The organism is Cupriavidus agavae (genome assembly GCF_004217045.1).
GTDB lineage: Bacteria > Pseudomonadota > Gammaproteobacteria > Burkholderiales > Burkholderiaceae > Cupriavidus > Cupriavidus agavae.
This window is the reverse complement of the sequence record NZ_SGXM01000003.1, coordinates 457161-482686: the sequence shown is the minus strand read 5'-3', so window position 1 is coordinate 482686 and position 25526 is coordinate 457161. Positions and strand designations below refer to the sequence as shown.

Genomic DNA, 25526 nt, shown 5'->3' with positions numbered 1-25526 from the left:
CGGGGCCGGCCGCCCCGGTCAGCCGGCCAGGCGCGCCTCGGCCGACTCCAGCGCTTCGGGTGTGCCGCGCAGCACCACGATGTCGCCCGGCTCCAGCACGGTCTCGGGCTGCGGATCGAACGCCCGGATGCCGCGCCGCCGCACCGCCGTGACCTCCACGCCGATCATTTCCAGGCCCAGCGTGCCAAGCTGGCGGCCCACGGCCGTGTGCTCGGCACCCAGCGACACCGAGTGCAGCCGCACCGTATCGCGCTCGACCATGTCTTCCTCGTCGTCGCGGCCGTGGAAGTAGCCGCGCAGCAGGCTGTAGCGGGCGTCGCGCGCCTGCTGCACCCCGCGTACCACGCGGCGCATCGGCACGCCCAGCAGCACCAGCGCGTGCGACGCCAGCATCAGGCTGCCCTCGATAATTTCCGGCACCACCTCGGTGGCGCCGGCCTTCTGCAGCGTGTCCAGCTCCGAATCGTCCACGGTCCGCACGATCACCGGCATGGCCGGCTCCAGCTCCTGCACGTGGTGCAGCACCTTTACCGCCGACGGCGTGTTGGCGTAGGTAATCACCACCAGCGCCGCGCGGTGGATACCGGCCGCGATCAGCGATTCGCGCCGCCCGGCATCGCCGTAGACCACGGTATCGCCGGCCGCGGCGGCCTCGCGCACGCGGTCGGGGTCCAGGTCGAGCGCCACATAGGTGATGCCCTCGCGTTCCAGCATGTGCGCCAGGTTCTGGCCGCTGCGCCCGTAGCCGCAGATGATGGCGTGTTTCTCCGTCTGCAGGCTCTGGGCGGCAATCCGGGTCATGTTCAGCGATTGCATCAGCCATTCGTTGGCGGCAAAGCGCAGCACGATGGCGTCGCTGTACTGGATCAGGAACGGCGCCACCAGCATCGACAGCAGCATCGACGCCAGGATCACCTGGATCAGCACCGGGTCCACCAGCCCCATGCCGTCGATCTGGTTCAGCAGCACGAAACCGAACTCGCCGGCCTGCGCCAGCCCCAGCCCGGTGCGGATCGCCACGCCCGGCCGGGAGCCGAACAGGCGCGCCAGGCCCGTGATCAGAAGCAGCTTGAACAGGATCGGCACCACCAGCAGGCCCAGTACCAGCCAGATGTGGTCAACCACCACCCGGATGTTCAGCAGCATGCCGATGGTGACGAAGAACAGCCCCAGCAGCACGTCGCGGAACGGCTTGATGTCCTCCTCCACCTGGTGGCGGTACGGCGTCTCGGAGATCAGCATGCCCGCCATGAACGCGCCCAGCGCCATCGACAGCCCCAGCCGCTCGGTCAGCGCCGCCATGCCCAGCGTCACCAGCAGCAGGTTCAGCATGAACAGTTCCTGCGACCGGCGCGCCGCCACGATGTGGAACCAGCGACTCATCAGGCGCTGGCCCAGGAAGAAGATCACGCCAAGGGCCACCACGATCTTGACCGTGGCCAGCCCCAGCGCCCAGGCCAGGTCGCCGGGGTCGCGCGACAGCGCCGGGATGATGATCAGCAGCGGCACCACGGCCAGATCCTGGAACAGCAGCACGCTGATGATGTTGCGCCCGTGCTCGCTTTCCAGCTCCATGCGCTCGGACAGCATCTTGACGACGATGGCCGTCGAGGACATCGCCAGCGCCCCGCCCAGCGCCACCGACGCCTGCCAGGACAGCGGAAACAGCCAGCTGAACATCCAGCTCGCCGGAATCACCACAAGTAGCGAAAGCGCCACTTGTGAGCCGCCCAGCCCGAACACGAGCCGCTTCATCGCCCGCAGCTTGCCAAGATTGAATTCGAGCCCGATCGAGAACATCAGGAAGACCACGCCGAACTCGGCCAGGTACTTGGTCTGGGCCGAATCGCTGGCCAGCCCCAGCGCGTGGGGGCCAATCAGGATGCCGACGGCCAGGTAACCCAGCATCGGCGGCAATTGCAGCATGCGGAAGGCCACGACGCCGAGGACGGCGGCGGCCAGCAGCACGAGGGTCAGTTCCAGCGGAGAATGCATTCGGCGGGCTTGAAGGGCAGGCGCAATCCGGCCGGGCACGCGCCAGGACCGGCTCTGCACCCCGCCGGCAAAAGACGGCAAGTGCGGCGGTCGTCCCGGCCGGGGGCGGAAAAGCCGGGGCCAGACGCCATCGCATTCGTTGGTATACTCCAGCGCCATGATAGCCAATTTCGATGCGAATCGAGCACTCGAGCTCGCTCGCCATACTCTCCAGATCGAGGCGGACGCCGTTTCGGCGCTGGCCGGACGCCTGACGCCCGCCTTTGCCAGGGCCGTCGAGATGTGCCTCGGCTGCACGGGCCGCGTGGTGGTCTCGGGCATCGGCAAGTCCGGCCATGTCGGCCGCAAGGTGGCGGCCACGCTGGCGTCCACGGGTACGCCCGCGTTCTTCGTGCACCCGGCCGAGGCCAGCCACGGCGACCTCGGCATGATCACGCGCGACGACGTGCTGATCGCGTTCTCCAATTCGGGCGAGACCGCCGAGCTGCTGTCGATCATCCCGATCGTCAAGCGCATCGGCGCCGGCCTGATCTCGATTACCGGCAATCCGGAGTCGAACCTCGCCAAGCTGTCCGACGCCCACCTCGATGGCGCCGTCGCGCAGGAAGCCTGCCCGCTGAACCTGGCCCCGACCGCCAGCACCACCGCCGCGCTGGCGCTGGGCGACGCGCTGGCCGTGGCCGTGCTCGACGCGCGCGGCTTTGGCGAGGAGGATTTCGCCCGTTCGCACCCCGGCGGCGCGCTGGGCCGCAAGCTGCTGACCCACGTGCGCGACGTCATGCGCACCGGCAACGCCGTGCCCGAAGTGCGCGAAAACACCCCGCTGGCCCAGGCGCTGATGGAAATCACGCGCAAGGGCATGGCCATGACGGCCGTGGTCGACCCCGAGGGGCGCGCCACGGGCGTGTTCACCGACGGCGACCTGCGCCGCCTGCTGGAAACGCCGCGCGACTGGAAGACCGTGCCGATCGGCGAGGTCATGCACCGCAACCCGCGCACGGTCAACCAGGACCAGCTCGCCGTGGAAGCCGTGCAGATCATGGAATCCAACCGCATCAACCAGCTGCTCGTCGTCGATGGCGACGGCCGGCTGGTGGGCGCGCTGCATATCCATGACCTGACGCGCGCCAAGGTCATCTGAACATGCCGGACTTCCTGTCCAGACTCTCGGGCGCCGTGATGCGGCTGATGCCGCTGCTGCTGATGGCCATCGTGGCCGGCAGCACGTTCTGGCTCGTCCAGCTGAACTCGCCGCACGACAGCGCCCTGCAGCAGCGCGCCAAGCGCCACGAGCCGGACTACTGGATGGAGCGCTTCTCGGCCACGGAACTGGCCGAGGACGGCGCCACCAAGATGCGCTTCACCGGCGTCAAGATGGTGCATTTCGAGGACGACCAGACCTACGAGGTGACCACGCCGGCCATGCGCGCCTACCAGCCGGACCGTCCGCCCGTGACCGCCACCGCCAACCGCGGCATCATGAATGCCGAAGGCACCGTGGTCGATCTCTACGGCAACGCGCTGATCGTGCGGCAGGCCGGCCCGGACCCGTCGAAAGACCCGCGCCTGACCGCCGCCTCGCAGTTTTTCCAGTTATTCGTCAACGACGACATCGTCAAGACCGACAAGCCGGTACAGCTCACGCGCGGCCCTTCGGTCATGAACGCCAACGGGCTGATCTTCAACAACGTCACCCGCGAAGTACAATTGCTGGGCAACGTTCGCGGCACGATTGTCATGAACCCGCCGCAGGGGCAGGCCAGGACCCAGTGACGCCAGGCACGCAGGATCGTCCAGCCCGCCCGCTGGCCGCCCCTTCCCATCTCATCATTCGCCAAACATGACTGCATCCCTGACGACATCGTCCTGTCGCCACCCGGCGCCCGCCCGATTGACGGCCTTCGCCGCGCTTGCGCTGGCGCTGGCCCTGGGCCTGGCCCAGCCCGCCCACGCCGAACGCGCGGACCAGGGCAAGCCGCTGGTGCTGGAGGCCGACAACGCCAACTACGATGACGTCAAGCAGATCTACACGCTCACCGGCAACGTGGTGCTGACCAAGGGCACCATGGTGCTGAAGTCCGACGCTGCCGAGCTGCGCACCGACCCCGAGGGCTACCAGTACGCCGTGGCCACGTCCAAGCCGGGCCGCCAGGCCTATATCCGCCAGAAGCGCGACGGCGTGGACGAATACATCGACGGCTGGGGCGACCGCATCGAGTACGACGGCAAGACCGAGGTCAACAAGCTGATCGGCCATGCCCGCGCCGCGCGGGTGTCGGGCGTGGGGGCCAAGATCCTCGACGAGATCCGCGGCGCCGTGATCACCTACGACAGCCGCAACGAGTACTACACGGCCACCGGTGGCGACAACAACACCACGGCCGGCAACCCGTCGGGCCGCGTGCGCGCGGTGCTCTCCCCGCGCGCCGACGCCAGCGCCCCGGCCGCCAGCGGCGCCCCGCTCGACCTGCGTCCGTCCACGGCCCCGGCCAAGCCCTGAAACCCGCGTCCCTATCGAATCCGTACCCGATGAACGACTCCGCCACCCTTGCCCCTTCCGCCACTGCCGCCGCAGGCGTCCGTCCCGACAGCAGCACGCTGGTCGTACGCCACCTGAAGAAACGCTACGGCACGCGCACGGTGGTCAAGGACGTCTCGCTCGACGTCAAGAGCGGCGAGGTGGTGGGCCTGCTGGGTCCGAACGGCGCGGGCAAGACCACGTCGTTCTACATGATCGTGGGCCTGGTGGCGCTCGATGAGGGCGATATCGTGCTGGACGACCAGCACATCAGCGGCCTGGCCATCCACGAGCGCGCGCGCATGGGGCTGTCCTACCTGCCGCAGGAGGCGTCGGTCTTCCGCAAGCTCAACGTCGAGGAAAACATCCGCGCCGTGCTGGAGTTGCAGCTCGAAAACGGCAAGTCGCTGTCGAAGGCCGAGATCGACCGCCGCCTCGACTCGCTGCTCGATGACCTGCAGATCGCCCACCTGCGCAACAACCCGGCGCTGTCGCTGTCCGGTGGCGAGCGCCGCCGGGTGGAGATTGCCCGCGCACTGGCGTCGTCGCCGCGCTTCATCCTGCTGGACGAGCCGTTCGCCGGCGTGGACCCGATCGCCGTGGGCGAAATCCAGCGGATCGTCAGCTTCCTGAAGGCGCGCAACATCGGCGTACTGATCACCGACCACAACGTGCGCGAGACGCTCGGCATCTGCGACCACGCCTACATCATCAGCGAAGGCACGGTGCTGGCTTCGGGCCTGCCCGAGGAAATCATCGCCAACGAATCGGTCCGCCGCGTCTATCTGGGCGAGAATTTCCGCATGTGATGCGTGCGGCGCGGTAATTTTTTACCGCGCTTGCACACCGGTTTTCCAAAGCCGTTTCCGATCAGGCAAGGTCAGGCGATAGGTTCTAGCAAAATCCGTTCCAACAACGGAAAGATGCGCATAGAATAGGTCGCATGAAACCTTCGCTCCAGCTCCGCCTCTCCCAGCATCTGGCTCTCACGCCGCAACTGCAGCAGTCCATCCGACTGCTGCAGCTTTCCACGCTGGAGCTCCAGCAGGAAGTGGAGCAGGCGCTGACGGAGAATCCGCTGCTGGAACGCGAGAACGACTGGATCGAAAGCCCGCTGCGCGTGGCCGCCGACGGTTCCGTCAACGTCCAGAGCGCCCCGGCGCCCGCCCCGGCGGAGCCGCAGGCCAATGGCAGCGACCATGCCGAGGGCGCCGCCTCCGGCGGCGACGACGACAACTACAGCGACTCCGGCAGCGAGGACTACGGCAACGACTGGAGCCTCGACGACTTCGCGCGCCGCCCCCAGGGCGACGAGGACGAGAAGACGCCGATGCAGTTGCGCGAAGCCGATCCCACGCTGCGCGAATACCTGATGGAACAACTCACGCCGCTGAAGATTTCGGTGCGCGACAAGGGCCTGGCCATCTTCCTGATCGAATCGCTCGACGACGACGGCTACCTGAGCGCGACACTCGAGGAAATCTGTTCGGAACTCCCCGAGGAACTCGAGTTCGAAGTCGATGAGGTGCAGGCGATCCTCACGCTGCTGCAGAGCTTCGATCCGCCCGGCGTGGGCGCCCGCAATGCCGCGGAATGCCTGAGCCTGCAACTGAAGCGGCTCCAGCATCCGCAGCGCGAGCTGGCGCTGACCATCGTCAACCACCATCTGGAACTGCTGGCGGTACGGGATTACACCCGTCTCAAGAAAGCGCTGCAGGTGGACGACATTGCATTGAAGGCCGCGCACGAACTGATCCGCTCGCTGGCGCCGTATCCCGGGCATGCGTACAGCCGCCCGGAAGCGGATTTCGTCGTACCGGATGTCTTCGTGCGCAAGAGCGGCAGCGGCTGGATCGCGCAGCTCAATCCCGATGTGATGCCGCGCCTGCGCATCAACGACATGTACGCGCAGATCCTGCGCGGTGCGAAGGGCGAGGCGGGGGCCGCGGGCCTGCAGCAGAAATTGCAGGAAGCGCGGTGGCTTATCAAGAACATCCAGCAGCGTTTCGACACGATTTTGCGTGTGGCGCAGGCGATTGTTGAGCGTCAAAAGAACTTTTTCTCGCACGGCGAAATCGCGATGCGCCCCTTGGTTTTGCGGGAGATTGCCGATACACTGGGTTTACACGAATCCACCATTTCCCGGGTAACGACGAACAAATACATGGCCACGCCGATGGGTACTTTCGAGTTGAAGTACTTCTTCGGCAGCCACGTCTCCACGGAGACTGGCGGCGCGGCCTCATCCACGGCTATACGCGCGCTGATCAAGCAACTGATAGGAGCCGAAGACCCCAGGAATCCCCTTTCCGACAGCCGCATCGCCGAACTGCTGGGCGAACAGGGCTTCGTGGTCGCACGCCGCACGGTGGCCAAATACCGCGAAGCATTGAAGATCCCCGCAGTGAATCTCCGCAAGTCTTTGTAGCCCGAGCCGTCACCGCCTGCCTGGTGCGGCTCTTTCAGAAGGAGAAGCGCTATGAACTTCAAGATCAGTGGACACCACCTCGACATCACGCCACCGCTGCGTGAGTATGTGGAAACGAAACTGGAGCGAATCGTCAGGCATTTCGATCAGGTGATTGGGGTAAGCGTGCTGCTATCGGTCGACAACCACAAGGAAAAGGACAAGCGCCAGTACGCCGAAATCAACCTGCACCTGAAGGGCAAGGACATCTTCGTGGAGGCGCATCATGAAGACCTCTACGCGGCGATCGACTGTCTGGTCGACAAGCTGGATCGCCAGGTGATCCGCTACAAGGATCGCGTACAAGGGCACGACCGCGAGGCGGTCAAGTACCAGATGGCCGAAGCGCAGCTACAGCAGCAATAGCCGGCGCAACGGACTGGAAAGTCGCCCCTGAGGACTAATAGGAAGAGAGCAAAGCCGCGCATCTGCGCGGCTTTTTTGATGGGCGGCGCCCCCGGCACATGTCCGGCGCCCGTTACCTCGGCGCCACTATGAGATCAATTGATACACCCGGGGTGTTCGCATCCTTCGCAGGTCGGTGTATGCTGCACCACAAATCACAGGCAGAACGGTCCCGGATGGCGGCACCGGCAGGCGCGCCCCGACGGCGCGCAGGGCTGGCGGCGATCCAGGTGGGCAAACCGGTTGGCGACCTGGCGGCGAAGTCCGCGGGCCCGACGCTGCAACGCACAAGTGCGCGGCAGCCCTGCTCTATAATGACCGGACGCTCCAATGCGGGCGCCTGGCACTCAATATCCTGATTGCCCCCAACTCGGCGGGCCGGTCCACGCGCGCCGGCTTGCTACTCAGACTTCTCGTGCATCGCCCATGAATCGTTTGGCCAAATTGCTGCCACCCGGCAATATCCACCTCGACGTCACCGTCACCAGCAAGAAGCGGGTCTTCGAGCAAGCCGGGCTCCTGTTCGAGAACAACCATGGCGTGGCGCGTGCCACCGTGACCGACAACCTGTTCGCGCGCGAGTCGCTCGGCTCGACCGGCCTGGGCGCTGGCGTGGCAATCCCGCACGGCCGCATCAAGGGCCTGAAGCAGCCGCTGGCCGGCTTCATGCGCCTGGCCGAGCCGATTCCGTTCGAATCGCCCGACGGCAAGCCGGTTTCGCTGCTGATCTTCCTGCTGGTGCCGGAACAGGCCACGCAGCAACATCTGGAGATCCTGTCAGAGATCGCCCAGCTGCTGTCGGACCGCGAGATGCGCGAGGGCCTGGCCACGCTGCCCACGCCTGAAGCCGTCCACCAGTTGCTGTCCGACTGGCATCCCTGAGTACCGGGATACCGCCGCCGCCTTATCGCCCTCTTCCCGAAAGTCATCCCGCATGGAACTCACCGGCGTCACCTCGCAATCGATCTTCGACGACAACGCAGCCGACATCAAACTGTCGTGGGTTGCCGGCCTCGAAGGCGCGGACCGGGCGTTCGACGTCGAGTTCGCGCGTGAGGCCACCTCGGCGGCGGACCTCGTGGGCCACCTGAACCTGATCCACCCGAACCGGATCCAGGTGCTCGGCAAACCCGAGATCCTGTACTACCAGCGCCTCGACGACGAGCCGCGCAAGCGCCAGATGGGCGAGCTGATCCTGCTGGAGCCGCCGTTCCTGGTCATCGCCGACGGCATGGAGCCGCCGCCCGACCTGGAATTGCGCTGCACGCGCTCGTCCACGCCGCTGTTCACCACGCCAGTCTCGTCCGCGGCGGTCATCGACCACCTGCGGCTCTACCTGTCGCGCATCTCCGCTCCGCGCGTGACGATGCACGGCGTGTTCCTCGACATCCTGGGCATGGGCGTGCTGATCATGGGCGAATCGGGCCTGGGCAAGAGCGAGCTGGGCCTGGAACTGATCTCGCGCGGCCACGGGCTGGTGGCCGACGATGCCGTGGATTTCGTCCGGCTCGGCCCGGACTTCATCGAGGGCCGCTGCCCGCCGCTGCTGCAGAACCTGCTCGAAGTGCGCGGCCTGGGCTTGCTCGACATCAAGACCATCTTCGGTGAAACGGCCGTTCGCCGGAAAATGAAGATCAAGCTCGTGGTGCAGCTCGTGCGGCGCAACGACGGCGAATTCGAACGGCTGCCGCTCGACTCGCAGTATCTGGACGTGCTCGGCCTGCCGATCCACATGGTCAAGATCCAGGTGGCGGCCGGCCGAAACCTCGCCGTGCTGGTGGAAGCCGCCGTGCGCAACACGATCCTGCGGCTGCGTGGCATCGACACGCTGCGCGACTTCATGGACCGCCAGCGCGCCGCGATGCAGGCCGACGTGGTGTCGCGCGGCCAGGGCCGCCTGCTCTGACCGGCGCCGCATCGCCGTCGAACGCCCGCGTCAAGCGGGCGTTTTCATTTGCTTACACGCATTCCGGGGCGCCTCGTCAACGCGCCGCGCAGCCCCGCCGTTTTGTGCTGTAATGGGCGCCGAGCCCAGTTCCGGACCCGCCAGCGCGCGGCCATCGATGTGTATTTCCACAGGCAGGAGAGAAGCATGAAGAAGCTGATCGCGATGTGTGTGCTGGTGACCCCGTTGTTTGCCACGGCAGCGTTTGCCCAGGGCGCCTCGGCGCCGGGCGTGGCCGAGAAATCCGGCAAGACGGCGCAGCAGGAGAAGATGGCGGCTTGCGCCAAGGCCAACAAGGGCAAGAAGGGCGACGAATACAAGAAGGCCCAGAGCGAGTGCCTGTCGGGCTCGGGTCCGGCCGCCGCGGCCGAGCCGAAGACCCAGCAGGAAAAGATGGCAGCCTGCGCCAAGGCCAACAAGGGCAAGAAGGGCGACGAATACAAGAAGGCCCAGAGCGAGTGCCTGTCGGCCAAGCCGGCCTGAGCCCCGCGCTTGCAGGCCGATAACCCGGCGAAACATGGCGAATCGTAGTCGATTCGCCATTTTTTATGGTTCCCGGCCTTTGTGGCGGTCAGACACCCTGTCATGACGCGGCCATCATGCGGTGCTATCCTTGCGTCGCTATGCGGATCATTCTCATCACCGGGATCTCCGGCTCGGGCAAATCGGTTGCCCTGAACGTACTGGAAGATGCAGGCTACTACTGCGTCGACAACCTGCCGGCACAGTTCATCCCCGAACTGGCAACGTATCTGGCCGACCAGGGCTATTCGCACCTGGGCGTGGCCACCGACATCCGCAGCCGCGAATCGCTGGCGCGCCTGCCCGATACCGTGCGCGAGCTGTCGGCCAAGCATCAGGTGCAGGTGCTGTTCCTGACCGCGAACACCGATGCGCTGGTCCAGCGCTACTCGGAAACCCGCCGCCGCCACCCTCTCTCGACGCGCGTGGGCAGCACCAACGGCGTGCCCCGGGAAGCGGGAGAAGCCGATGCGCCCGGCAGCGATACCTCGCTGATCGAAGCCATCGAGATGGAGCGCGAACTGCTGAGCCCGCTGTCGGACTCGGCGCATCGCATCGATACCAGCAACGTGCGCACCAACACGCTGCGCAGCTGGATCAAGGAACTGATCCGCAACAACGACGACACCGGCAGCGAGCCGCTGACGCTGCTGTTCGAATCGTTCGGCTTCAAGCATGGCGTGCCCAGCGACGCCGACATGGTATTCGACGTCCGTTCGCTGCCGAATCCCTACTACGACCTGGCCCTGCGCCCGCTGACCGGCCGCGACGCCCCCGTGGTGGACTTCCTGCAGAGCCAGCCGATGGTGCTGGCGATGGCCGAGGACATCCGCGCCTATGTGGAGAAGTGGCTGCCGAGTTTCATCGCCGACAACCGCAGCTACCTGACCGTGGCCATCGGCTGCACGGGCGGGCAGCACCGCTCGGTCTTCATCGCGGAAAGACTCGCCAACTACTTCCGCGCGCATGGTAATGTGCTGGTCAGACACCGCGAAATGGCCATCGGCGGCTGACCCGCGGTCACCGGAGCGGCCCCAGCATGTCGACATCCTCCACCGACATCGCATTCCCTCTTCCCTTCCTGGATGCGCTGCCACTGTTTCCCCTCAACACCGTCCTGTTCCCGGACGGCCGCCTGCCGCTGCGCGTGTTCGAGAAGCGCTACGTCGACATGGTGCGCAACTGCATGCGCGACGGCACGCCGTTCGGCGTCTGCCTGATCGCCAGCGGCGACGAAGTGGCGCGTCCGGGCCATCCCACCGAGCCTGAGGAAATTGGCTGCCTGGCCGAGATCGTCGACTGCAACATGGAGCAACTGGGCGTGCTGCTGATCGAGACGCGCGGCCGGCAACGCTTCCGCGTGCTGTCGCACACCACGCGCGACGACGGCCTGCTGGTGGCCCAGGCCGAGGCGCTGCCCGCCGACATCATCGACTGCAAGCTCGAACTGCTCGGCGAGTGCCTGGCGGCGCTGCGCCGCATCGTCTCGGCACTGCATACCGAGGTGCCCGACAAGTCCAAGCTGCCGTTCGCCGAACCCTATCTGTGGGATGACCCGTCGTGGGTTGCCAACCGGCTCTGCGAGCTGCTGCCCGTACCGATGAAAGCCAAGCAGATGCTCATGGCGCTGCCCGATGCCGGCATGCGCATCGAGATCGTGCACCGCTACATGCGGCAACACCACATCGTATAAAGCTTAAGTTTCCCGCCTTAGACAATCCTCAGAACAGGCCGATCCGCGCCTGGTCTTCGAGTAGCCGCCGCACCGGCGCCGGCGTGCCGAGCGCGTCGAGATCGTCGAGCGAAAGCCAGCGGCGCGAGGCATCGCCCTGCCAGTCAGAGCCGGAGAGGTCGACCCGGATCGCGCGGATCAGCAGCCTGAAATGCGTGAAGACGTGCGTGAGTTCGCCTGCCAGTTCCGCCCGCGCCGGCTGGCCGAACTGGCGCGCACACTCCAGCGCCGCGTCTTCGGCTGCCTCGGCATCGAACGGTACGCTGTCCACGGGCATTTCGGGCAGGCTCCAGAGGCCGCCCCAGATGCCGCTGTCGGGCCGCAGGTTGACCAGCACGTTGCGGCCATGGCGCACGATCAGCATCACGGTGCTGCGCTCTGGAATGGCCGTGCGCGGCTTGGGCATGGGCAGGACCGCCGTGAGGTTGTCGCGCCGCGCCACGCAATCCACTGCCAGCGGGCACGCATCGGCATGCGCCAGGCAGGCAGGCTTGCCGCGCGAACACACCGTGGCGCCCAGATCCATCACACCCTGCGTATAGGCCACCATGTCCTCGGCCTGCGTCGGCCCGGCAGGCGGCAGCGCCTGCTCGGCCAGCGCCCACATGCGCGTCTCGATGGCGCGCTCGCCCGGATGGCCGTGGATGCCGAACACCCGCGCGAAGACCCGCTTCACGTTGCCGTCGAGAATCGGCGAGCGCACGCCGGCACTGAACGCGGCAACCGCGGCGGCCGTGGAGCGGCCGATGCCGGGCAACGTGACCAGCACGGCCGGATCGGTCGGGAACACCCCGCCGTGGTCGTCGACCACAGCCTTGGCGCAGCGGTGCAGGTTGCGCGCGCGCGAGTAGTAGCCGAGGCCGGCCCACAGTGCCATGACCTGGTCCGCGGGCGCGGCAGCCAGATCGGCCACGGTGGGCAGCGCCGTCACGAAACGCTGGAAATACTCGATCACGGCCGCCACCTGCGTCTGCTGCAGCATGATCTCGGACAACCAGATCCGATAGGGGTCGCGCGTGTTCTGCCACGGCAGGTCGTGCCGGCCATGCTGGCGCTGCCAGTTCACCACGCGCATGCCGAAATCTGGCGGAACGGCGATGTCCTGGACGACGGGGGCAGCGGGGACAGCAGCAGACTTGCGGGGCATTGCGGGACGGGAGCGGGACGATTGCGGGGTTCTTGGAATGAAAAAACGCCGCCCTGAAGGCGGCGCCACATGATACCCCGGCGGACGGCGTGCCCGGTGCGGCTCAGGCGGCCCGGACCTCGGCCTCCAGCGGCGGCGCGATGATCCGGCGCGCGTACGACTCGATCTTCCCGCTGCGCTCGTCCAGGCCGTTCAAGACCTCCTCGAGTTCGGCGATACGGCTCTCCAGCGTGTCGGTGGCCTCGTGAATCCGTTCTATCGAATCCACGCGACGCCGCAACTGCTTCTGATGCTCGCGGACCTGCGCCTCCAGCGGCGTCATCACCGATTTCAGCCAGATCTCGATGTCGCGGTTCAGGTCGCGGAAGTTTTCGAGCACGCGGCTGGCCATCGTGGCGAACGCGTTCTGCACCAGTTGCGGACGCGAGCGCGTCAGCATGCTGACCGTGCCAAAGTGCGCGTTCACCAGTGCCAGCGTCTCCTGCAGCTCGGTGGTGTAGCGCGACGTCACGAACTGCATTGGCGACGGCAGCGTGAAGCCATGCTCGGCATTGAAGCGCCGGTACATGCTTTCCACCAGCTGGTGCAGGCCGGCGATCTTCTGGTCGGCGTCGGTGATCAGGCCGGTCAGTTGTGCGAACAGCCCCTCCATGTCCTCGCGCAAACCGCGCGAGAAGAAGCGCTCCTTCATCTGCTCGCGCTTGTCACGCATGGTGCGGCGCACGTCGCGCAGCTGCAGGCTCTTGATGATGTCGGCGCTGTGACGCCCGAACACCAGCCGCAGCGCCTGGAACTTGGCGATGCTTTGCTCGAACTCCTCTTTCTCGCCATGCACGCGCAGCAGCATGTGCTTGACCATCGCGTGGTTCTTGCCGCGCAGGCCGCGCAGCTCGAATAGCTGTTCGACGATGTCGCGGCGGCGGCTCTGCAGCAGTTGCTGCGCGCCGCGCGTCATCTCCTGCACCAGCCGCTGCACCTGGTCCGAGACGATCTCGCGCCGCTGCGGGATCAACTGGTCAGAGAGCACGTTCTCGAACTGCATCAGGTTGCTACGCACCAGCATGGCCGGATCCTGCGTGACCTTGGCCACCAGGCCCTTCTGGGCCGACACCGGGTACACGCGGCGCTCCTCGATGCCGAGCGTCTGTGCTGTACTGCGCACTTGCCGCGCGATCTCGCCGGCGATCTCGGGCGACGTCTTGAGCGGGTCCCAGAGCCCGTCGATCTTGTTCAGTACCGCCAGGCAGCCCCGGCGATGGCCGGCGCCCACATGCGTGCGCCACAGGTCGAGATCGCTCTTGGTCACGCCGGCGTCGGCGGCCAGCACGAATACCACCACATGGGCGTCCGGGATCAGCCGCAGCGTCAGTTCCGGCTCGGTACCAATCGCGTTGAGGCCCGGCGTGTCCAGGATCACCAGGCCCTGGCGCAGCAGCGGATGCGGGAAATTGATCACCGCATGGCGCCAGCGCGAGACCTCGACCATGCCGTCTGCATCCACCGCATAGGCGGCATCGGGGTCGTTCTCGTTGTAGAGACCGAGCGATTCGGCCATGGCCGGCGTCACGCGCGTGGTTTCCACCACGTGCTGGAACGCGGCCAGCATGCCCTCGGGCGAGGACGGGTCCAGCGGCACCGTGGTCCAGTGCGAATTGGCCGAGCCAGGCTCCATGAAATCGGCGGTCGAGGCGTCCTGCAGGCGCGTCTCGATCGGCAGCAGCCGGATGCAGGGGACCTCGTGCTCGTCGTAGCGCAGCTCGGTCGGGCACATCGTGGTGCGGCCCGCCGAGGACGGCAGGATGCGCCGGCCATAGTCGGCGAAGAAGATCGCGTTGATCAGTTCGCTCTTGCCGCGCGAGAACTCGGCAATGAACGCCACCTTGAGCCGGTCGCTCTTGAGCACGTTCTGGATGCGCACGGCGCGGTCTTCTGCGGTGGCATCGTGCAGGTCGTACTGTTGCAGCCAGGACTGGAAGTCGGCGAGAGACTGAAGGACCCCGGTTCTCCAGGCGCCATATTGTTCGAATTGATGGGCGAGGCTCGTCATGGAGGGATTCGCTGTGTCGGCTTGGATTATGGTTTTTTGGCGCTAGCTGCTTCCCGCCCGGCGCCGGGCGCCCCGCTGACCCTGCGGACCCGATGTCAGGCGTGGTGCCCACCCCAGCGAAGGAGGGGTATCGGGCACTTTTTGTAACTTTTTATGACTGCGCACACGATACAGGTTTCTCGTCGCAATTTGTTGAATTCGCGCCTCTTGCGCCATTCGCGCGGCGCAAGTGTTGCGCCGGCCCATCGGCTCCCGGCATCACCTGCGCCCTGCCTCAGTGCTGGCAATACGGACAGTAGAACGTGGAGCGTTGTCCCTGCACGATCTGGCGGATCGGAGTGCCGCACACCCGACATGGCTCGCCCGCCCGATCGTAGACGAAACAGTCCAGCTGGAAGTAGCCGGTGCTGCCGTCGCTGTGGACGAAATCGCGCAGCGTGCTGCCGCCCCGCGCGATGGCCTCGGCCAGCGTCTCGCGCACGGCCACGGCCAGTTTCTCGTAGCGCGCCAGGCTGATGCGGCCGGCGGGCGTGGTCGGACGGATGCCGGCCCGGAACAGGCTTTCGGAACAGTAGATGTTGCCTACGCCGACCACGATCTCGCCGGCCAGCAGCGCCTGCTTGATCGCCACGGTGCGCCCGCGCGTGAGGCGGTGCATCCATGCCCCGTCGAAGCGCGGATCGAATGGTTCGATGCCGAGCCGGCGCAGCAGCGGATGCTCCGACAGCGCGGCTTCGGCCAGCGGGGTCCAGATGATGGCGCCGAACCGGCGCGGATCGCGGAAGCGCAGCACGATGCCGCCATCGAGCACGAGGTCGAGATGATCGTGCGCGCCGGCGGCCGGCGGGTCGGGATAGACGCGCAGTGTCCCGGTCATGCCGAGGTGCACGAGCAGCCAGCCCGTGGCGTCGGCCCGGGCCTCGCCGCCGTCACCCTCTGTCCGCACATCCGGCACGCATTCGAGCAGCAGGTATTTGCCGCGCCGCTCGATGCGCCGGACCACGCGGCCCGTGAGGCGCGCTTCCAGCTCTGGCTCGACGGGCCAGCGCAGCCCGCGATGGCGCACGGTCACATCGACGATGCGGCGTCCCACCACATGGGGCAGCAACCCCCGCCGTGTGACTTCGACTTCTGGCAATTCTGGCATTTCGGCCGCCTCTCCCGCCGGCTTCACGCCGGCCTGCGCATTCCCGTAGAACCTCCGCCCCGGTTTTGCGCTCCAACCACGCAGGGAACGCGCGCGATTGTGCGGGTTCCCAGACGTAGCGGCCCTGCGGGGCAAGCAGGGCATTGTAGCGGCAGGCTACAATGCCTCCATCCATCCCTACGCCCCCGTGCGCCGGAGTCCAGTTTCATGCCGGACCAATTCTTGTCCACTCAGGCCATGCGCCCGGAACCCTCGACGATGAACGCTTCTGCTGCCTTCGGGCCGGCGGGTTCGCCCGCGGGCCGTTTCCGTCGCCATGCACGCGCCCTGGGCGTGGCCGCGTGCCTGGCATTTGCCTCTCTCGCGCAGGCCGCACCGGCCGTGCTCGCCCAGAACGACGACGAGCGGGTTGCCACACCCGCGCCGTCCGCCGCGGCACGTGCCGCGCGCACGCCGCTGCCCGACGTCAAGCTGACGCCGGACATCCTCTACCGCGTGCTGGCGGCCGAGATCTCGTTGCAGCGCGGGCTGGTCGGCCCGTCGTACCGTACCTACATGGACCTGGCGCGCGAGACGCGCGACCCCCGCATGGCGCAGCGCGCCACGGAGATCGCGTTCAACGCCCGGGTTTCGCAGCAGGCGCTCGACGGCGCCCGCCTCTGGACCGAACTGGCGCCGAAATCGCCGGCCGCGCGGCAGGTGCTGTCCACGCTGCTGGTGCTCAGCGCCCGCTGGGAAGAAGCCGAGCCGCTGCTGATCCAGCAACTGGCAGCCGCGCCGGCCAACCATCGCGGCGAAGCGATTCTCCTGCTGCAGCAGCAACTGTCCCGCACCAGCGACCCCGCCGGCGCCGTGGGCGTGCTCCAGCGCATCACGGCCAGCGACGGCAAGCTCGCCGAAACGCACCTGGCGCTGGCCCGCGCCCGGGAGGCGGCTGGCGACAACGCCGGCGCGCTGACCGAACTCGACCAGGCGCTGCGCATCAAGCCCGATCTCGAAGCGGCCGCGCTGATGTCGGCCGAGTTGCAGGCCGAGGCCGCCACCGACAAGTCGATCGACGTGCTCAAGCGCTTCCTGGCGAAATCACCCGCGTCGGTCAACGGCCACATCACGCTGGCCCGGCTCTACCTGCAGAAGAACGACATGGCCGCCGCGCGCGCCGAGTTCGAAGTGCTGCGGAAGGTGGCCCCGAACGATCCGCGCGTGCCGCTGGCGCTGGGCCTGACCAGCCTGCAGGGCCGCAGCTATGACGACGCCGAGCGCTATCTCAAGGAATACCTGCAGATGGCCGAGAAGTCGCCGTCCGCGAATCCCGATGTGGCCTACCAGTACCTGGCGCAGATCGCCGAGGAAAAGAAGGACTACAACACGGCCATCACCTGGCTGGACCGCATCGACGACAGCCGCCTGGCCACCGCCGCGCAGGCCAAGCGCGGCCAGTTGCTGGCGCGGCTGGGCCGGCTCGACGACGCCCAGGCCGTGTTCGGCGAACTGCTGGCCGATGCCGAGGACATCCCCGATCCCGGCCAGCGCGCCCAGCGCATGACCGCGATCCGCCAGGCCGAGGTGGCCGCGCTGCTCGACGGCAAGGCGTACGACCGCGCGCGCAAGGCGCTCGACGAACGCGTCAAGGCCGAGCCCGACAGCGCCGACTGGCTCTACGAGCTGGCCATGCTCGACGAGCGCGAGAAGCGCTATGACACGATGGAAACCCGCCTGCGCCGCGTGATCGCGCTGCAGCCCGAGCAGAAGCAGGGCTACAACGCGCTCGGCTACTCGCTGGCGGACCGCAACGAGCGCCTGCCCGAGGCGCGCAAGCTGCTCGAACGCGCCTCGGAACTGGGCCCCGACGATCCGTACATCATGGACAGCCTGGGCTGGGTCAAGTATCGCCAGGGCGAACTCCAGCCCGCCGCCGACCTGCTGCGCACCGCGTATGCCAAGGCGCCCGAGGCCGAGATCGGCGCGCATCTGGGCGAGGTGCTCTGGCAGCTCGGCCAGCACGAGGAAGCGCGCAAGACCTGGAACGAGGCCGCCAAGGTGGAGCCCGACAACCAGACGCTGATCGACACGCTGCGCCGCTACGACCAGAAACTGCTGCTGTCCAGGTAAGCCGTCCTGCGTATCATGCCAACGCCCGGGCCGCGCGCCCGGGCGTTGCATTCCGAACGACGCGACTCTCCTTCCGACGACCGCCACACCCATGACGATGCACCGATCCCGACGCCTGGCCCTGCTCGGCCTGGCCGCTCCGCTATGGCTGGCCGCCTGCGCCAGCGTCACGCCGACCCGCGGCTTCGACACCGGCGAGACCGCCCGCGCCGAACAGTACACCGGGCGCTTTGCCGCCAACTACACGCGCTACGGTCGCGAGGAAGGCGTGCAGGGCAGCTTCCGGTGGGAGGAACAGGGCCGCAACGTGCGGCTCGACCTGATCTCGCCGCTGGGCCAGACGCTGGCCGTGGTCACGAGCACGCCGTCCGGCGCCACGCTCGACCTGCCCAACGAAAAACCCCGCAACGCTCCCGAGGTGGACAGCCTGATGGAGCAGGCGCTGGGCTTCTCGCTGCCGGTGTCCGGCATGCGTGACTGGCTGCACGGCCGCCCCGCGCCGGGCTCGGCGTCGAAGATCACGCGCGACCCCGAAGGCCGCCCCGCCACGCTCACGCAGAACGGCTGGACCGTGCGCTACGTGACCTGGCAGGAGGCCACGCAGGCCCCTGCCACCAGCGCCGCCACCGCCGCCACCGCTCCGCAGCCGCGCCGCATCGACATGGCCCGCGACGCCGGTGCCGCGCCGCTCTCGGTGCGGCTCGTGATCGATCCGGAGGCGAAGCCATGACGCACCCCGCCACCGCCCTGCCCCCGGCCGATCTGCGCGGCTGTGCCGCGCCGGCCAAGCTCAACCTGTTCCTGCACGTCACGGGCCGGCGCCCGGACGGCTACCACACGCTGCAGACCGCGTTCCAGCTGATCGACTGGTCGGACACGCTGCACTTCCACCGCCGCGACGACGGCGTGATCGCCCGCACGACCGACATCCCCGGCGTGCCGGCCGACACCGACCTCGTGGTCCGCGCGGCCCGCGCGCTGCAGCAGGCCACCGGCACCGGGTTCGGCGCGGACATCGCCATCGACAAGATCCTGCCGATGGGCGGCGGCATCGGCGGCGGCTCGTCGGATGCGGCCACCACGCTGCTGGCGCTGAACCACCTCTGGGGCACCGCCGTGCCGCGCGAAGAACTGATGCGCATCGGGCTGGCGCTCGGTGCCGACGTACCCGTCTTCGTGTTCGGCCAGAACGCGTTCGCCGAGGGCGTGGGCGAGGAACTGACGCCCGTGGCGCTGCCCGACAGCTGGTTCGTGGTCATCCATCCGCGCGAGCATGTACCGACTGCAGCAATTTTTTCGGACGAACGCTTGACAAGGAATTCGCCGATCTCTATAGTTGCGGACTTCGCTGCTTGCACAAACAAATTCGCTTTCGGTCGCAACGACCTGGAAGCGGTGGCAACAGCGAAGTTCGGCGAAGTTGCCCGAGCCCTTGCATGGCTGAGACAGTACAGTCCGCATGCGAGGATGACCGGTTCCGGAGCCTGCGTGTTTGCCCGTTTTGACGACGAGCAGGCGGCGCAGAGAGTGATGGAAAGGTTGCCGTCCGAATGGGATGGCAGGGCTGTGAAAAGTTTGTCACAGCACCCGCTCGCAACGTTCGTCTAGCAGGTTTTTGTCTGGCGCAGTACTGAACTAAAGTTTTGTGCGGCGGCAGGCGATAAAGGTTGTGTAGGGGAGTCGCCAAGTCGGTTAAGGCACCGGATTTTGATTCCGGCATACGAGGGTTCGAATCCTTCCTCCCCTGCCATTACTTCCTATAGTGTCAGCGACATGCAGACATTCGTTACCGGGAATGCCCGGTAACGCAAAGCTCCCCCAGCAGCAAGACAGGTGCCCCGAATGAGCGTCGAAGGCTTGATGGTATTTACCGGCAACGCCAATCCCAAACTCGCGGAGGCTGTTGTACAGCACCTCGGCATTCCGCTGGGCAAAGCTCTGGTCGGCCGTTTCTCCGACGGCGAAGTCCAGTGCGAAATCCAGGAAAACGTTCGCGGCAAGCACGTCATCGTGCTGCAGTCCACCTGCGCGCCGACCAACGACAACCTGATGGAACTGATGGTGATGGTCGACGCGCTCAAGCGCGCCTCGGCACGCAGCATCACCGCCGCCATGCCCTATTTCGGTTACGCACGCCAGGATCGCCGCCCGCGTTCGGCGCGCGTTGCCATCTCGGCCAAGATCGTGGCCAACATGCTCGAAGTGGCTGGTGTGGAGCGGGTCCTGACGATGGACCTGCATGCCGACCAGATCCAGGGCTTCTTCGATATCCCCGTCGACAACATCTACGCATCGCCGGTACTGCTGGGCGACCTGCGCGAGAAGAGCTACGGCGACCTGCTGGTGGTCTCGCCCGACGTCGGCGGCGTGGTGCGCGCCCGTGCACTGGCCAAGCAGCTCGACTGCGACCTGGCCATCATCGACAAGCGCCGCCCGAAGGCCAACGTCTCCGAGGTGATGAACATCATCGGCGAAGTCTCGGGCCGCAACTGCGTGATCATGGATGACATGATCGACACCGGCGGCACGCTGTGCAAGGCTGCCCAGGTACTCAAGGAGCGCGGCGCGCTGAAGGTCTTCGCGTACTGCACCCACCCGGTGCTGTCCGGCGGCGCCGCAGCCCGCATTGCCGCATCGGAACTCGACGAAGTGGTGGTCTGCGACACGATCCCGCTGTCGGACGAGGCCCGCCAGTCCGGCAAGATCCGCCAGGTGTCGACTGCGCCGCTGCTGGCCGAGACGTTCACCCGGATCGTCAAGGGCGACTCGATCATGTCGCTGTTCGCCGACCACTGATCCGGCGATTCCTGCTAGAATTTTGGGCTTTACCGCATTGGCTGCCTTCGGGCGGCCAATGTGATTCTAACGGTACGTATCTCCGATGCCTGCCGTTCCGTCGAGGCTGTCTGGTCGCGGACAGCCTTTTTACATTTGGAGTAACACCATGAAAGTAGTCGCTTTCGAACGTAGCGTACAGGGTACGGGTGCGAGCCGCCGCCTGCGCAACTCGGGCAAGACGCCCGGCATCATCTACGGCGGCGCCGCCGAGCCGAAGATGATCGAACTGGATCACAACGCCCTGTGGCACGCCCTGAAGAAGGAAGCGTTCCACTCGTCGATCCTGGACCTGGAAGTGGCTGGCAAGAGCGAAAAGGCCCTGCTGCGCGCGTTCCAGATGCACCCGTTCAAGCCGATGGTCCTGCACGTTGATTTCCAGCGCGTGTCGGCTTCGGAAAAGATCCACGTCAAGGTGCCCCTGCACTTCATGAACCAGGAAACCGCTCCTGGCGTGAAGCTGGGCCATGGCATCGTCAACCACATCCTGAACGACCTGGAAGTGTCGTGCCTGCCGGCCGACCTGCCCGAGTTCATCGAAGTGGACCTGGCCGCCGTGGAACTGAACCAGACCGTTCACCTGTCGGACCTGAAGCTGCCGAAGGGCGTGACCGCCATCACCCACGGTGATGACAACCCGGCCGTGGCCAGCATCTCGCTGCCGGCTGGTGCCCAGTCCGCCGAAGCCGCCGAAGGCGAAGGCGAGACGCCGGCTGCCTAAGCTGCCAGCGTTTCAGGAAGAAACCGCCGGTTCGCCGGCGGTTTTTTTTCGTGCGCGGTTTTCGCGTATCCTTTCACGCCTGCTTTCCGCTTTCCTGCTCGCATGATCAAGCTCATCGTCGGCCTCGGCAATCCCGGGGCAGAATACGAGGCCACGCGCCACAACGCGGGCTTCTGGCTCGTCGACCAGCTGGCCCGCATGGGCGGCACCACGCTGCGCGTGGAAGGCCGCTTCCACGGGCTGGCCGGGCGCGCCCGCCTCTGGGACCAGGACGTCTGGCTGCTCAAGCCGTCCACGTTCATGAACCGATCCGGCCAGGCCGTGGTCGCGCTGGCGCGTTTCTACAAGATCCTGCCCGACGAGATCCTCGTCGCGCACGACGAGATGGACCTGCCCGCCGGCTCGGTCAAGCTCAAGAAGGGTGGCGGCTCGGGCGGCCACAACGGCCTCAAGGACATTTCGGCGCACCTGACCACGCAGGATTACTACCGCCTGCGCATCGGCGTGGGCCATCCGCGCAACGCCCCGGGGGGCAACGCCGGCGGGCGTGAGGATGTGGTCAATTTTGTGCTGAAACCGCCACGCAAGGAAGAGCAACAGGCCATCGACGAGGCCATCGACCGGAGCATCGGCCCCCTCGGCATCCTGGCCCGGGGCGAGGCGGAACGGGCGATGATGGAACTGCATACCGGCCGCTAGCGCTGCCCTGGCTGGCCGGACCACGCAAAGAAAAACCCCGCCAGCCTTGCGGCTGCGCGGGGTTTTTCGTTTCCTGCTTGTGGGGGCCGGAACGAAGTGGCCGGATGTGCCTCCGGCTCGGTCAGGCTGCGTGCTTGGCGGCGGTAAGCAGCCGGTAGCGTTGCATCAGCACCTCTTGTGACTCGATGCGGTTCGGATCCTTCGGGATGCAAGCCACAGGGCAGACCTGCTGGCATTGCGGCTCGTCGAAGTGGCCGACACACTCGGTGCACTTGTTGGGGTCGATCTCGTAGATCTCGGGCCCCATGGAGATGGCTTCGTTCGGGCACTCGGGTTCACAAACGTCGCAATTGATGCAGTCGTCGGTGATCAGTAGCGCCATGATGATTCCTTCCAGCGATCCCGCCCATGCCCGACTGGCCACGTCGGCGGGTTCGAAGGCGATATTTTATTCCTCTTTGCCGATCTTCTCGTTAAGCCAGCGTTCCACGGAGGGGAAGACGAACTTGCTGACGTCGCCGCCCAACACCGCGATCTCGCGCACGAAGGTGCCGGAGATGAACTGGTACTGGTCAGACGGGGTCAGGAACATGGTCTCGACATCGGGCAGCAGGTAGCGGTTCATGCCGGCCATCTGGAATTCGTACTCGAAATCCGACACCGCGCGCAGGCCGCGCACGATCACCCGCGCATTGTTCTTGCGCACGAAATCCTTGAGCAGGCCCGAAAAGCCCTCCACCCTGACGTTCGGATAATGGCCCAGCACTTCGCGGGCGATGCCGATACGCTCCTCCAGCGAGAAGAACGGGCGCTTGTTGGGGCTGTGCGCCACGCCGACCACGAGTTCGTCGAAGATATTCGACGCACGACGGACGAGATCCTCGTGTCCCCGGGTCATGGGATCAAAAGTACCGGGATAGACGGCGACGACCATGTTTCCTCCTTAGGGGCTGCCCGCTGTCGGCCCGCCAAAGGTTGGGAGCCGCTTCGAATACTTGCCTGCCTGACGGGCGTTGGACAATCAACAGCGGCGTAGTGTAACCCCAAACGCTACGGATGGAAGACCGTCCGCAGCGATTTTGCGGCATCGCAGCACGCCCGCAAACGCTTGCCTGGCCTCGAAAACCGCCTGGCAGTCATCATACGACCGCGCCGCCTTCCGGCTACGCCGCGCCGTTGCCGGTACGGTGCTGGAGCAGATGGAAATGCACCGCGCCCGCCCGCGCCTGGCGAACGATTTCAAGCGCGGCTGGCACGGGTGCGTCGGCGCCCACCAAAGCCTTGTCCGATTCCACGTAGACCACGCCGCCCGGACGCGTCACGCGTGCCGCATGTTCGAGCGCGGGGCCGATCCAGTCCTCGGCGAACGGCGGGTCCAGGAATACCACGTCGAAGCTCGCGGCCGGTAACTGTGCGGCGGCGGCGAACGCGTCGCTCTGCACGATGCGAACCTGCGCGGCGTCAAATTTCTGCTGGTTGTCGCGCAACTGCCGGGCCACGCGCGGATTGGCCTCGACCATCGTGACCGAAGCCGCGCCACGCGAAGCGGCCTCGAAGCCCAGCGCGCCGGAGCCCGCGAACAGGTCCAGGCACACTAGGCCGGTGAGGTCCTGGCCAAGCCAGTTGAACAGGGTTTCCCGTACGCGGTCGGGCGTGGGGCGCAGCCCCTCGGCTTCGAGCACCGGCAGCAGCGAACGCTTCCAGCGGCCACCGATGATCCGCACCTGGGCGGGCGCCTGGCGGGGCTGGCGGGGTACAGAAGTTCGCCCGCGCGGCGCGGGCGAAGGTCGGGATTGCGAATTCATGCCGTGATTGTAGAGCCTGGCAGCGCCGAACGCCGTAGCCCGGGCGTCCGCGGCACGCTACATCACTTCTGGGGGCCCCCGACGATCACCGTCGCCATGGCATCGGGATGCACATGGCGCTGGAACGCGGCGCGCACCTGATCGCGCGTGACCTTGTTGATCTGCGCGGTCCAGGTATCGAGGTAGTCGAGCGGCAGCCCGTACCAGCCGATGTTGGCCACATTGGTCAGCAGCTTGCGATTGCTGTCGATGCGCAGCGGGAACCCGTTGACCAGGTTGTCCTTGGCCGCCTTCAGCTCGGCATCGGTCGGACCCTGCGCCACGTACTGGGCCAGGATCTGGCGCACCAGGCCCAGTGCCTCGTCGGTGTTCTCCTTCTTGGTCTGCAGCGAGATACCGAACGGCCCCGGCTGGCGCGAGGGCGCGAAATAGCTGTCCACGCCGTAGGTGAGCCCCCGCTTCTCGCGCACCTGGTCGGTCAGCCGCGAGCTGAACCCGCCACCGCCGAGCACGTAGTTGCCCACCAGCAGCGCGAAATAGTCGGAGTCCCCGCGGGCGATGGCCGGCTGGCCCATCACCACGCTGGCCTGCTGGGCCGGATGGGGAATCCGCTTCTCGCTGGACGGGATCGTCATCTGGACGTCAGGCAGCTTGGGCGGCGTGGCGCCCTCGGGCAGGCCGCGCGTCAGCGCCTCGGCGATCTGCTCGGCCTGCTTGCGGTCGATGGCGCCGATCAGCGTCACCACGGCGCGTTCGGCCGAATAGTTGTCGCGCCAGAACTTCAGCAGGTCCTCGCGCGTGATCGATCCGACCGACTCCACCGTGGCCGACACCCCGTACGGATGCGACGGATAGATGGCCTTCGACAGCGTCTTGTCGGCAATCACGCCGGGCCGCGTGTCGCCCTCGCGGATCGCGGTGATCAGGCGCTGCTTTTCACGCGCGACCACGGCGTCGGGATAGGTCGGCGCCTTGATCAGCTGGCCTGCCAGCCGTAGTGATTGCTCACGTTCCGGATCGGCCGTCAGCGTGCGCAGCCCGATGCCGCCCCGGTCGCTGCCGGCCGCGCCGCCAAAATCGGCGCCGGTATCGGCAAATGCGTCGGCGATCTGGGCTTCATTGCGGGCCGGCTGGCCGTCCTGGGCGTTGCTGCCCTTGTCGAGCAGCGCGGCCGCCAGCGTGGCCACGCCGGACTTGCCGGGCGGGTCATAGCGGCTGCCGGCATCGAAATCGATATTGACGTCGAGCATCGGGATCGACGGGCTCGGCACGAAGAACACCTTCGCGCCCGTGGACGCCGTCCAGTTCTCGATGGGGATGGCTGCCTGGGCGGCGGTGCCGGCCAGCAGGGCGGCCGAGCCGCACAGGGCGGCAGCCAGCCGGCGCAGCAGACGCGGGGACGCCACGGTCATGACGCAGAGGGACATCG

Annotated in this window: 25 protein-coding genes and 1 tRNA gene; 18 read left to right on the top strand and 8 right to left on the bottom strand. The window is 66.6% G+C overall.

Translation table 11 applies throughout. The features are described 5' to 3' along the window. Positions 1 to 18: 18 nt before the first annotated feature. Positions 19 to 1995: a monovalent cation:proton antiporter family protein gene (locus tag EV147_RS16095; protein ID WP_130392205.1), complete on the bottom strand. Its 1977-nt coding sequence runs from the start codon at positions 1993 to 1995 to the stop codon at positions 19 to 21. A 157-nt stretch (positions 1996 to 2152) separates the two neighbouring features. Between EV147_RS16095 and EV147_RS16090 the strand changes: the two genes are divergently transcribed. The 11 genes from EV147_RS16090 (at position 2153) to EV147_RS16040 (ending at position 11545) form a co-directional block, all read left to right on the top strand. Continuing rightward, the gene (locus EV147_RS16090; protein ID WP_130392204.1) at positions 2153 to 3136 is read left to right on the top strand and encodes a KpsF/GutQ family sugar-phosphate isomerase; all 984 of its coding nucleotides are present in this window, start codon (positions 2153 to 2155) and stop codon (positions 3134 to 3136) included. A 2-nt stretch (positions 3137 to 3138) separates the two neighbouring features. Beyond that, positions 3139 to 3768, top strand: coding sequence for an LPS export ABC transporter periplasmic protein LptC (gene lptC, locus EV147_RS16085; protein WP_130392203.1), 630 nt, complete (start codon positions 3139 to 3141; stop codon positions 3766 to 3768). A 67-nt stretch (positions 3769 to 3835) separates the two neighbouring features. Further along, on the top strand, positions 3836 to 4495 hold the full coding sequence (lptA, locus tag EV147_RS16080) for a lipopolysaccharide transport periplasmic protein LptA (protein WP_130392202.1): 660 nt from the start codon (positions 3836 to 3838) through the stop codon (positions 4493 to 4495). A 29-nt stretch (positions 4496 to 4524) separates the two neighbouring features. Beyond that, a complete protein-coding gene (gene lptB, locus EV147_RS16075) occupies positions 4525 to 5322 on the top strand; it encodes an LPS export ABC transporter ATP-binding protein (protein WP_130392201.1) in 798 nt (265 codons plus the stop codon). A gap of 134 nt (positions 5323 to 5456) precedes the next feature. Continuing rightward, positions 5457 to 6941, top strand: coding sequence for an RNA polymerase factor sigma-54 (locus EV147_RS16070; protein WP_130392200.1), 1485 nt, complete (start codon positions 5457 to 5459; stop codon positions 6939 to 6941). A 51-nt stretch (positions 6942 to 6992) separates the two neighbouring features. Continuing rightward, positions 6993 to 7346, top strand: coding sequence for a ribosome hibernation-promoting factor, HPF/YfiA family (gene hpf / locus EV147_RS16065; RefSeq protein WP_066739680.1), 354 nt, complete (start codon positions 6993 to 6995; stop codon positions 7344 to 7346). Between the two features lie 465 nt (positions 7347 to 7811). Beyond that, a complete protein-coding gene (ptsN, locus tag EV147_RS16060) occupies positions 7812 to 8267 on the top strand; it encodes a PTS IIA-like nitrogen regulatory protein PtsN (protein ID WP_130392199.1) in 456 nt (151 codons plus the stop codon). Between the two features lie 52 nt (positions 8268 to 8319). Next, positions 8320 to 9291, top strand: coding sequence for an HPr(Ser) kinase/phosphatase (hprK, locus tag EV147_RS16055; protein WP_130392198.1), 972 nt, complete (start codon positions 8320 to 8322; stop codon positions 9289 to 9291). 186 nt (positions 9292 to 9477) lie between these two features. Continuing rightward, positions 9478 to 9813, top strand: coding sequence for a PsiF family protein (locus EV147_RS16050; protein WP_130392197.1), 336 nt, complete (start codon positions 9478 to 9480; stop codon positions 9811 to 9813). Between the two features lie 140 nt (positions 9814 to 9953). Then, on the top strand, positions 9954 to 10865 hold the full coding sequence (gene rapZ / locus EV147_RS16045) for an RNase adapter RapZ (protein ID WP_130392196.1): 912 nt from the start codon (positions 9954 to 9956) through the stop codon (positions 10863 to 10865). A 26-nt stretch (positions 10866 to 10891) separates the two neighbouring features. Further along, entirely contained in the window at positions 10892 to 11545 is a 654-nt protein-coding gene (locus tag EV147_RS16040; protein ID WP_130392195.1) for an LON peptidase substrate-binding domain-containing protein, read from the top strand. 28 nt (positions 11546 to 11573) lie between these two features. Here EV147_RS16040 and mutY read toward each other — a convergent pair whose 3' ends face one another. From mutY to mutM, 3 genes are all read right to left on the bottom strand, one after another. Continuing rightward, complete coding sequence (gene mutY, locus EV147_RS16035; protein ID WP_130392194.1) at positions 11574 to 12731, bottom strand: A/G-specific adenine glycosylase; 1158 nt, start codon at positions 12729 to 12731, stop codon at positions 11574 to 11576. 103 nt (positions 12732 to 12834) lie between these two features. Then, positions 12835 to 14778, bottom strand: coding sequence for a dynamin family protein (locus EV147_RS16030; RefSeq protein ID WP_130392193.1), 1944 nt, complete (start codon positions 14776 to 14778; stop codon positions 12835 to 12837). Between the two features lie 274 nt (positions 14779 to 15052). Next, on the bottom strand, positions 15053 to 15925 hold the full coding sequence (mutM, locus tag EV147_RS16025) for a bifunctional DNA-formamidopyrimidine glycosylase/DNA-(apurinic or apyrimidinic site) lyase (RefSeq protein ID WP_130392192.1): 873 nt from the start codon (positions 15923 to 15925) through the stop codon (positions 15053 to 15055). A gap of 258 nt (positions 15926 to 16183) precedes the next feature. On the opposite strand from mutM, the gene EV147_RS16020 reads away from it, so the two are divergent. From EV147_RS16020 to pth, 7 genes are all read left to right on the top strand, one after another. After that, positions 16184 to 18037: a tetratricopeptide repeat protein gene (locus EV147_RS16020; RefSeq protein ID WP_235844764.1), complete on the top strand. Its 1854-nt coding sequence runs from the start codon at positions 16184 to 16186 to the stop codon at positions 18035 to 18037. Positions 18038 to 18134: 97 nt separating this feature from the next. Further along, positions 18135 to 18767 carry a lipoprotein insertase outer membrane protein LolB gene (lolB, locus tag EV147_RS16015; protein ID WP_130392239.1) on the top strand — a complete coding sequence of 211 codons (633 nt, stop codon included), beginning with the start codon at positions 18135 to 18137 and terminating at the stop codon, positions 18765 to 18767. Then, positions 18764 to 19645 carry a 4-(cytidine 5'-diphospho)-2-C-methyl-D-erythritol kinase gene (gene ispE, locus EV147_RS16010; RefSeq protein ID WP_130392190.1) on the top strand — a complete coding sequence of 294 codons (882 nt, stop codon included), beginning with the start codon at positions 18764 to 18766 and terminating at the stop codon, positions 19643 to 19645. Before lolB ends, ispE begins: the two co-directional genes overlap by 4 nt. Positions 19646 to 19710: 65 nt before the next feature. After that, positions 19711 to 19787: transfer RNA gene (locus tag EV147_RS16005), tRNA-Gln, on the top strand. Positions 19788 to 19879: 92 nt separating this feature from the next. Continuing rightward, positions 19880 to 20833 carry a ribose-phosphate pyrophosphokinase gene (locus EV147_RS16000; RefSeq protein ID WP_130392189.1) on the top strand — a complete coding sequence of 318 codons (954 nt, stop codon included), beginning with the start codon at positions 19880 to 19882 and terminating at the stop codon, positions 20831 to 20833. A 148-nt stretch (positions 20834 to 20981) separates the two neighbouring features. Then, positions 20982 to 21593 (top strand): 50S ribosomal protein L25/general stress protein Ctc, encoded by a 612-nt coding sequence (locus EV147_RS15995; protein WP_130392188.1) that lies wholly within the window; start codon positions 20982 to 20984, stop codon positions 21591 to 21593. 102 nt (positions 21594 to 21695) lie between these two features. Continuing rightward, a complete protein-coding gene (gene pth / locus EV147_RS15990; protein ID WP_130392187.1) occupies positions 21696 to 22292 on the top strand; it encodes an aminoacyl-tRNA hydrolase in 597 nt (198 codons plus the stop codon). Between the two features lie 121 nt (positions 22293 to 22413). On the opposite strand, the gene EV147_RS15985 is transcribed toward pth, so the two are convergent. From EV147_RS15985 to EV147_RS15970, 4 genes are all read right to left on the bottom strand, one after another. Then, the gene (locus tag EV147_RS15985; protein ID WP_130392186.1) at positions 22414 to 22674 is read right to left on the bottom strand and encodes a YfhL family 4Fe-4S dicluster ferredoxin; all 261 of its coding nucleotides are present in this window, start codon (positions 22672 to 22674) and stop codon (positions 22414 to 22416) included. A 66-nt stretch (positions 22675 to 22740) separates the two neighbouring features. Beyond that, positions 22741 to 23226 carry a pantetheine-phosphate adenylyltransferase gene (coaD, locus tag EV147_RS15980; RefSeq protein WP_130392185.1) on the bottom strand — a complete coding sequence of 162 codons (486 nt, stop codon included), beginning with the start codon at positions 23224 to 23226 and terminating at the stop codon, positions 22741 to 22743. A gap of 229 nt (positions 23227 to 23455) precedes the next feature. Continuing rightward, complete coding sequence (gene rsmD, locus EV147_RS15975; protein ID WP_198680266.1) at positions 23456 to 24097, bottom strand: 16S rRNA (guanine(966)-N(2))-methyltransferase RsmD; 642 nt, start codon at positions 24095 to 24097, stop codon at positions 23456 to 23458. A gap of 62 nt (positions 24098 to 24159) precedes the next feature. Then, positions 24160 to 25524 carry a M16 family metallopeptidase gene (locus tag EV147_RS15970; protein ID WP_130392237.1) on the bottom strand — a complete coding sequence of 455 codons (1365 nt, stop codon included), beginning with the start codon at positions 25522 to 25524 and terminating at the stop codon, positions 24160 to 24162. Positions 25525 to 25526 lie beyond the last annotated feature (2 nt).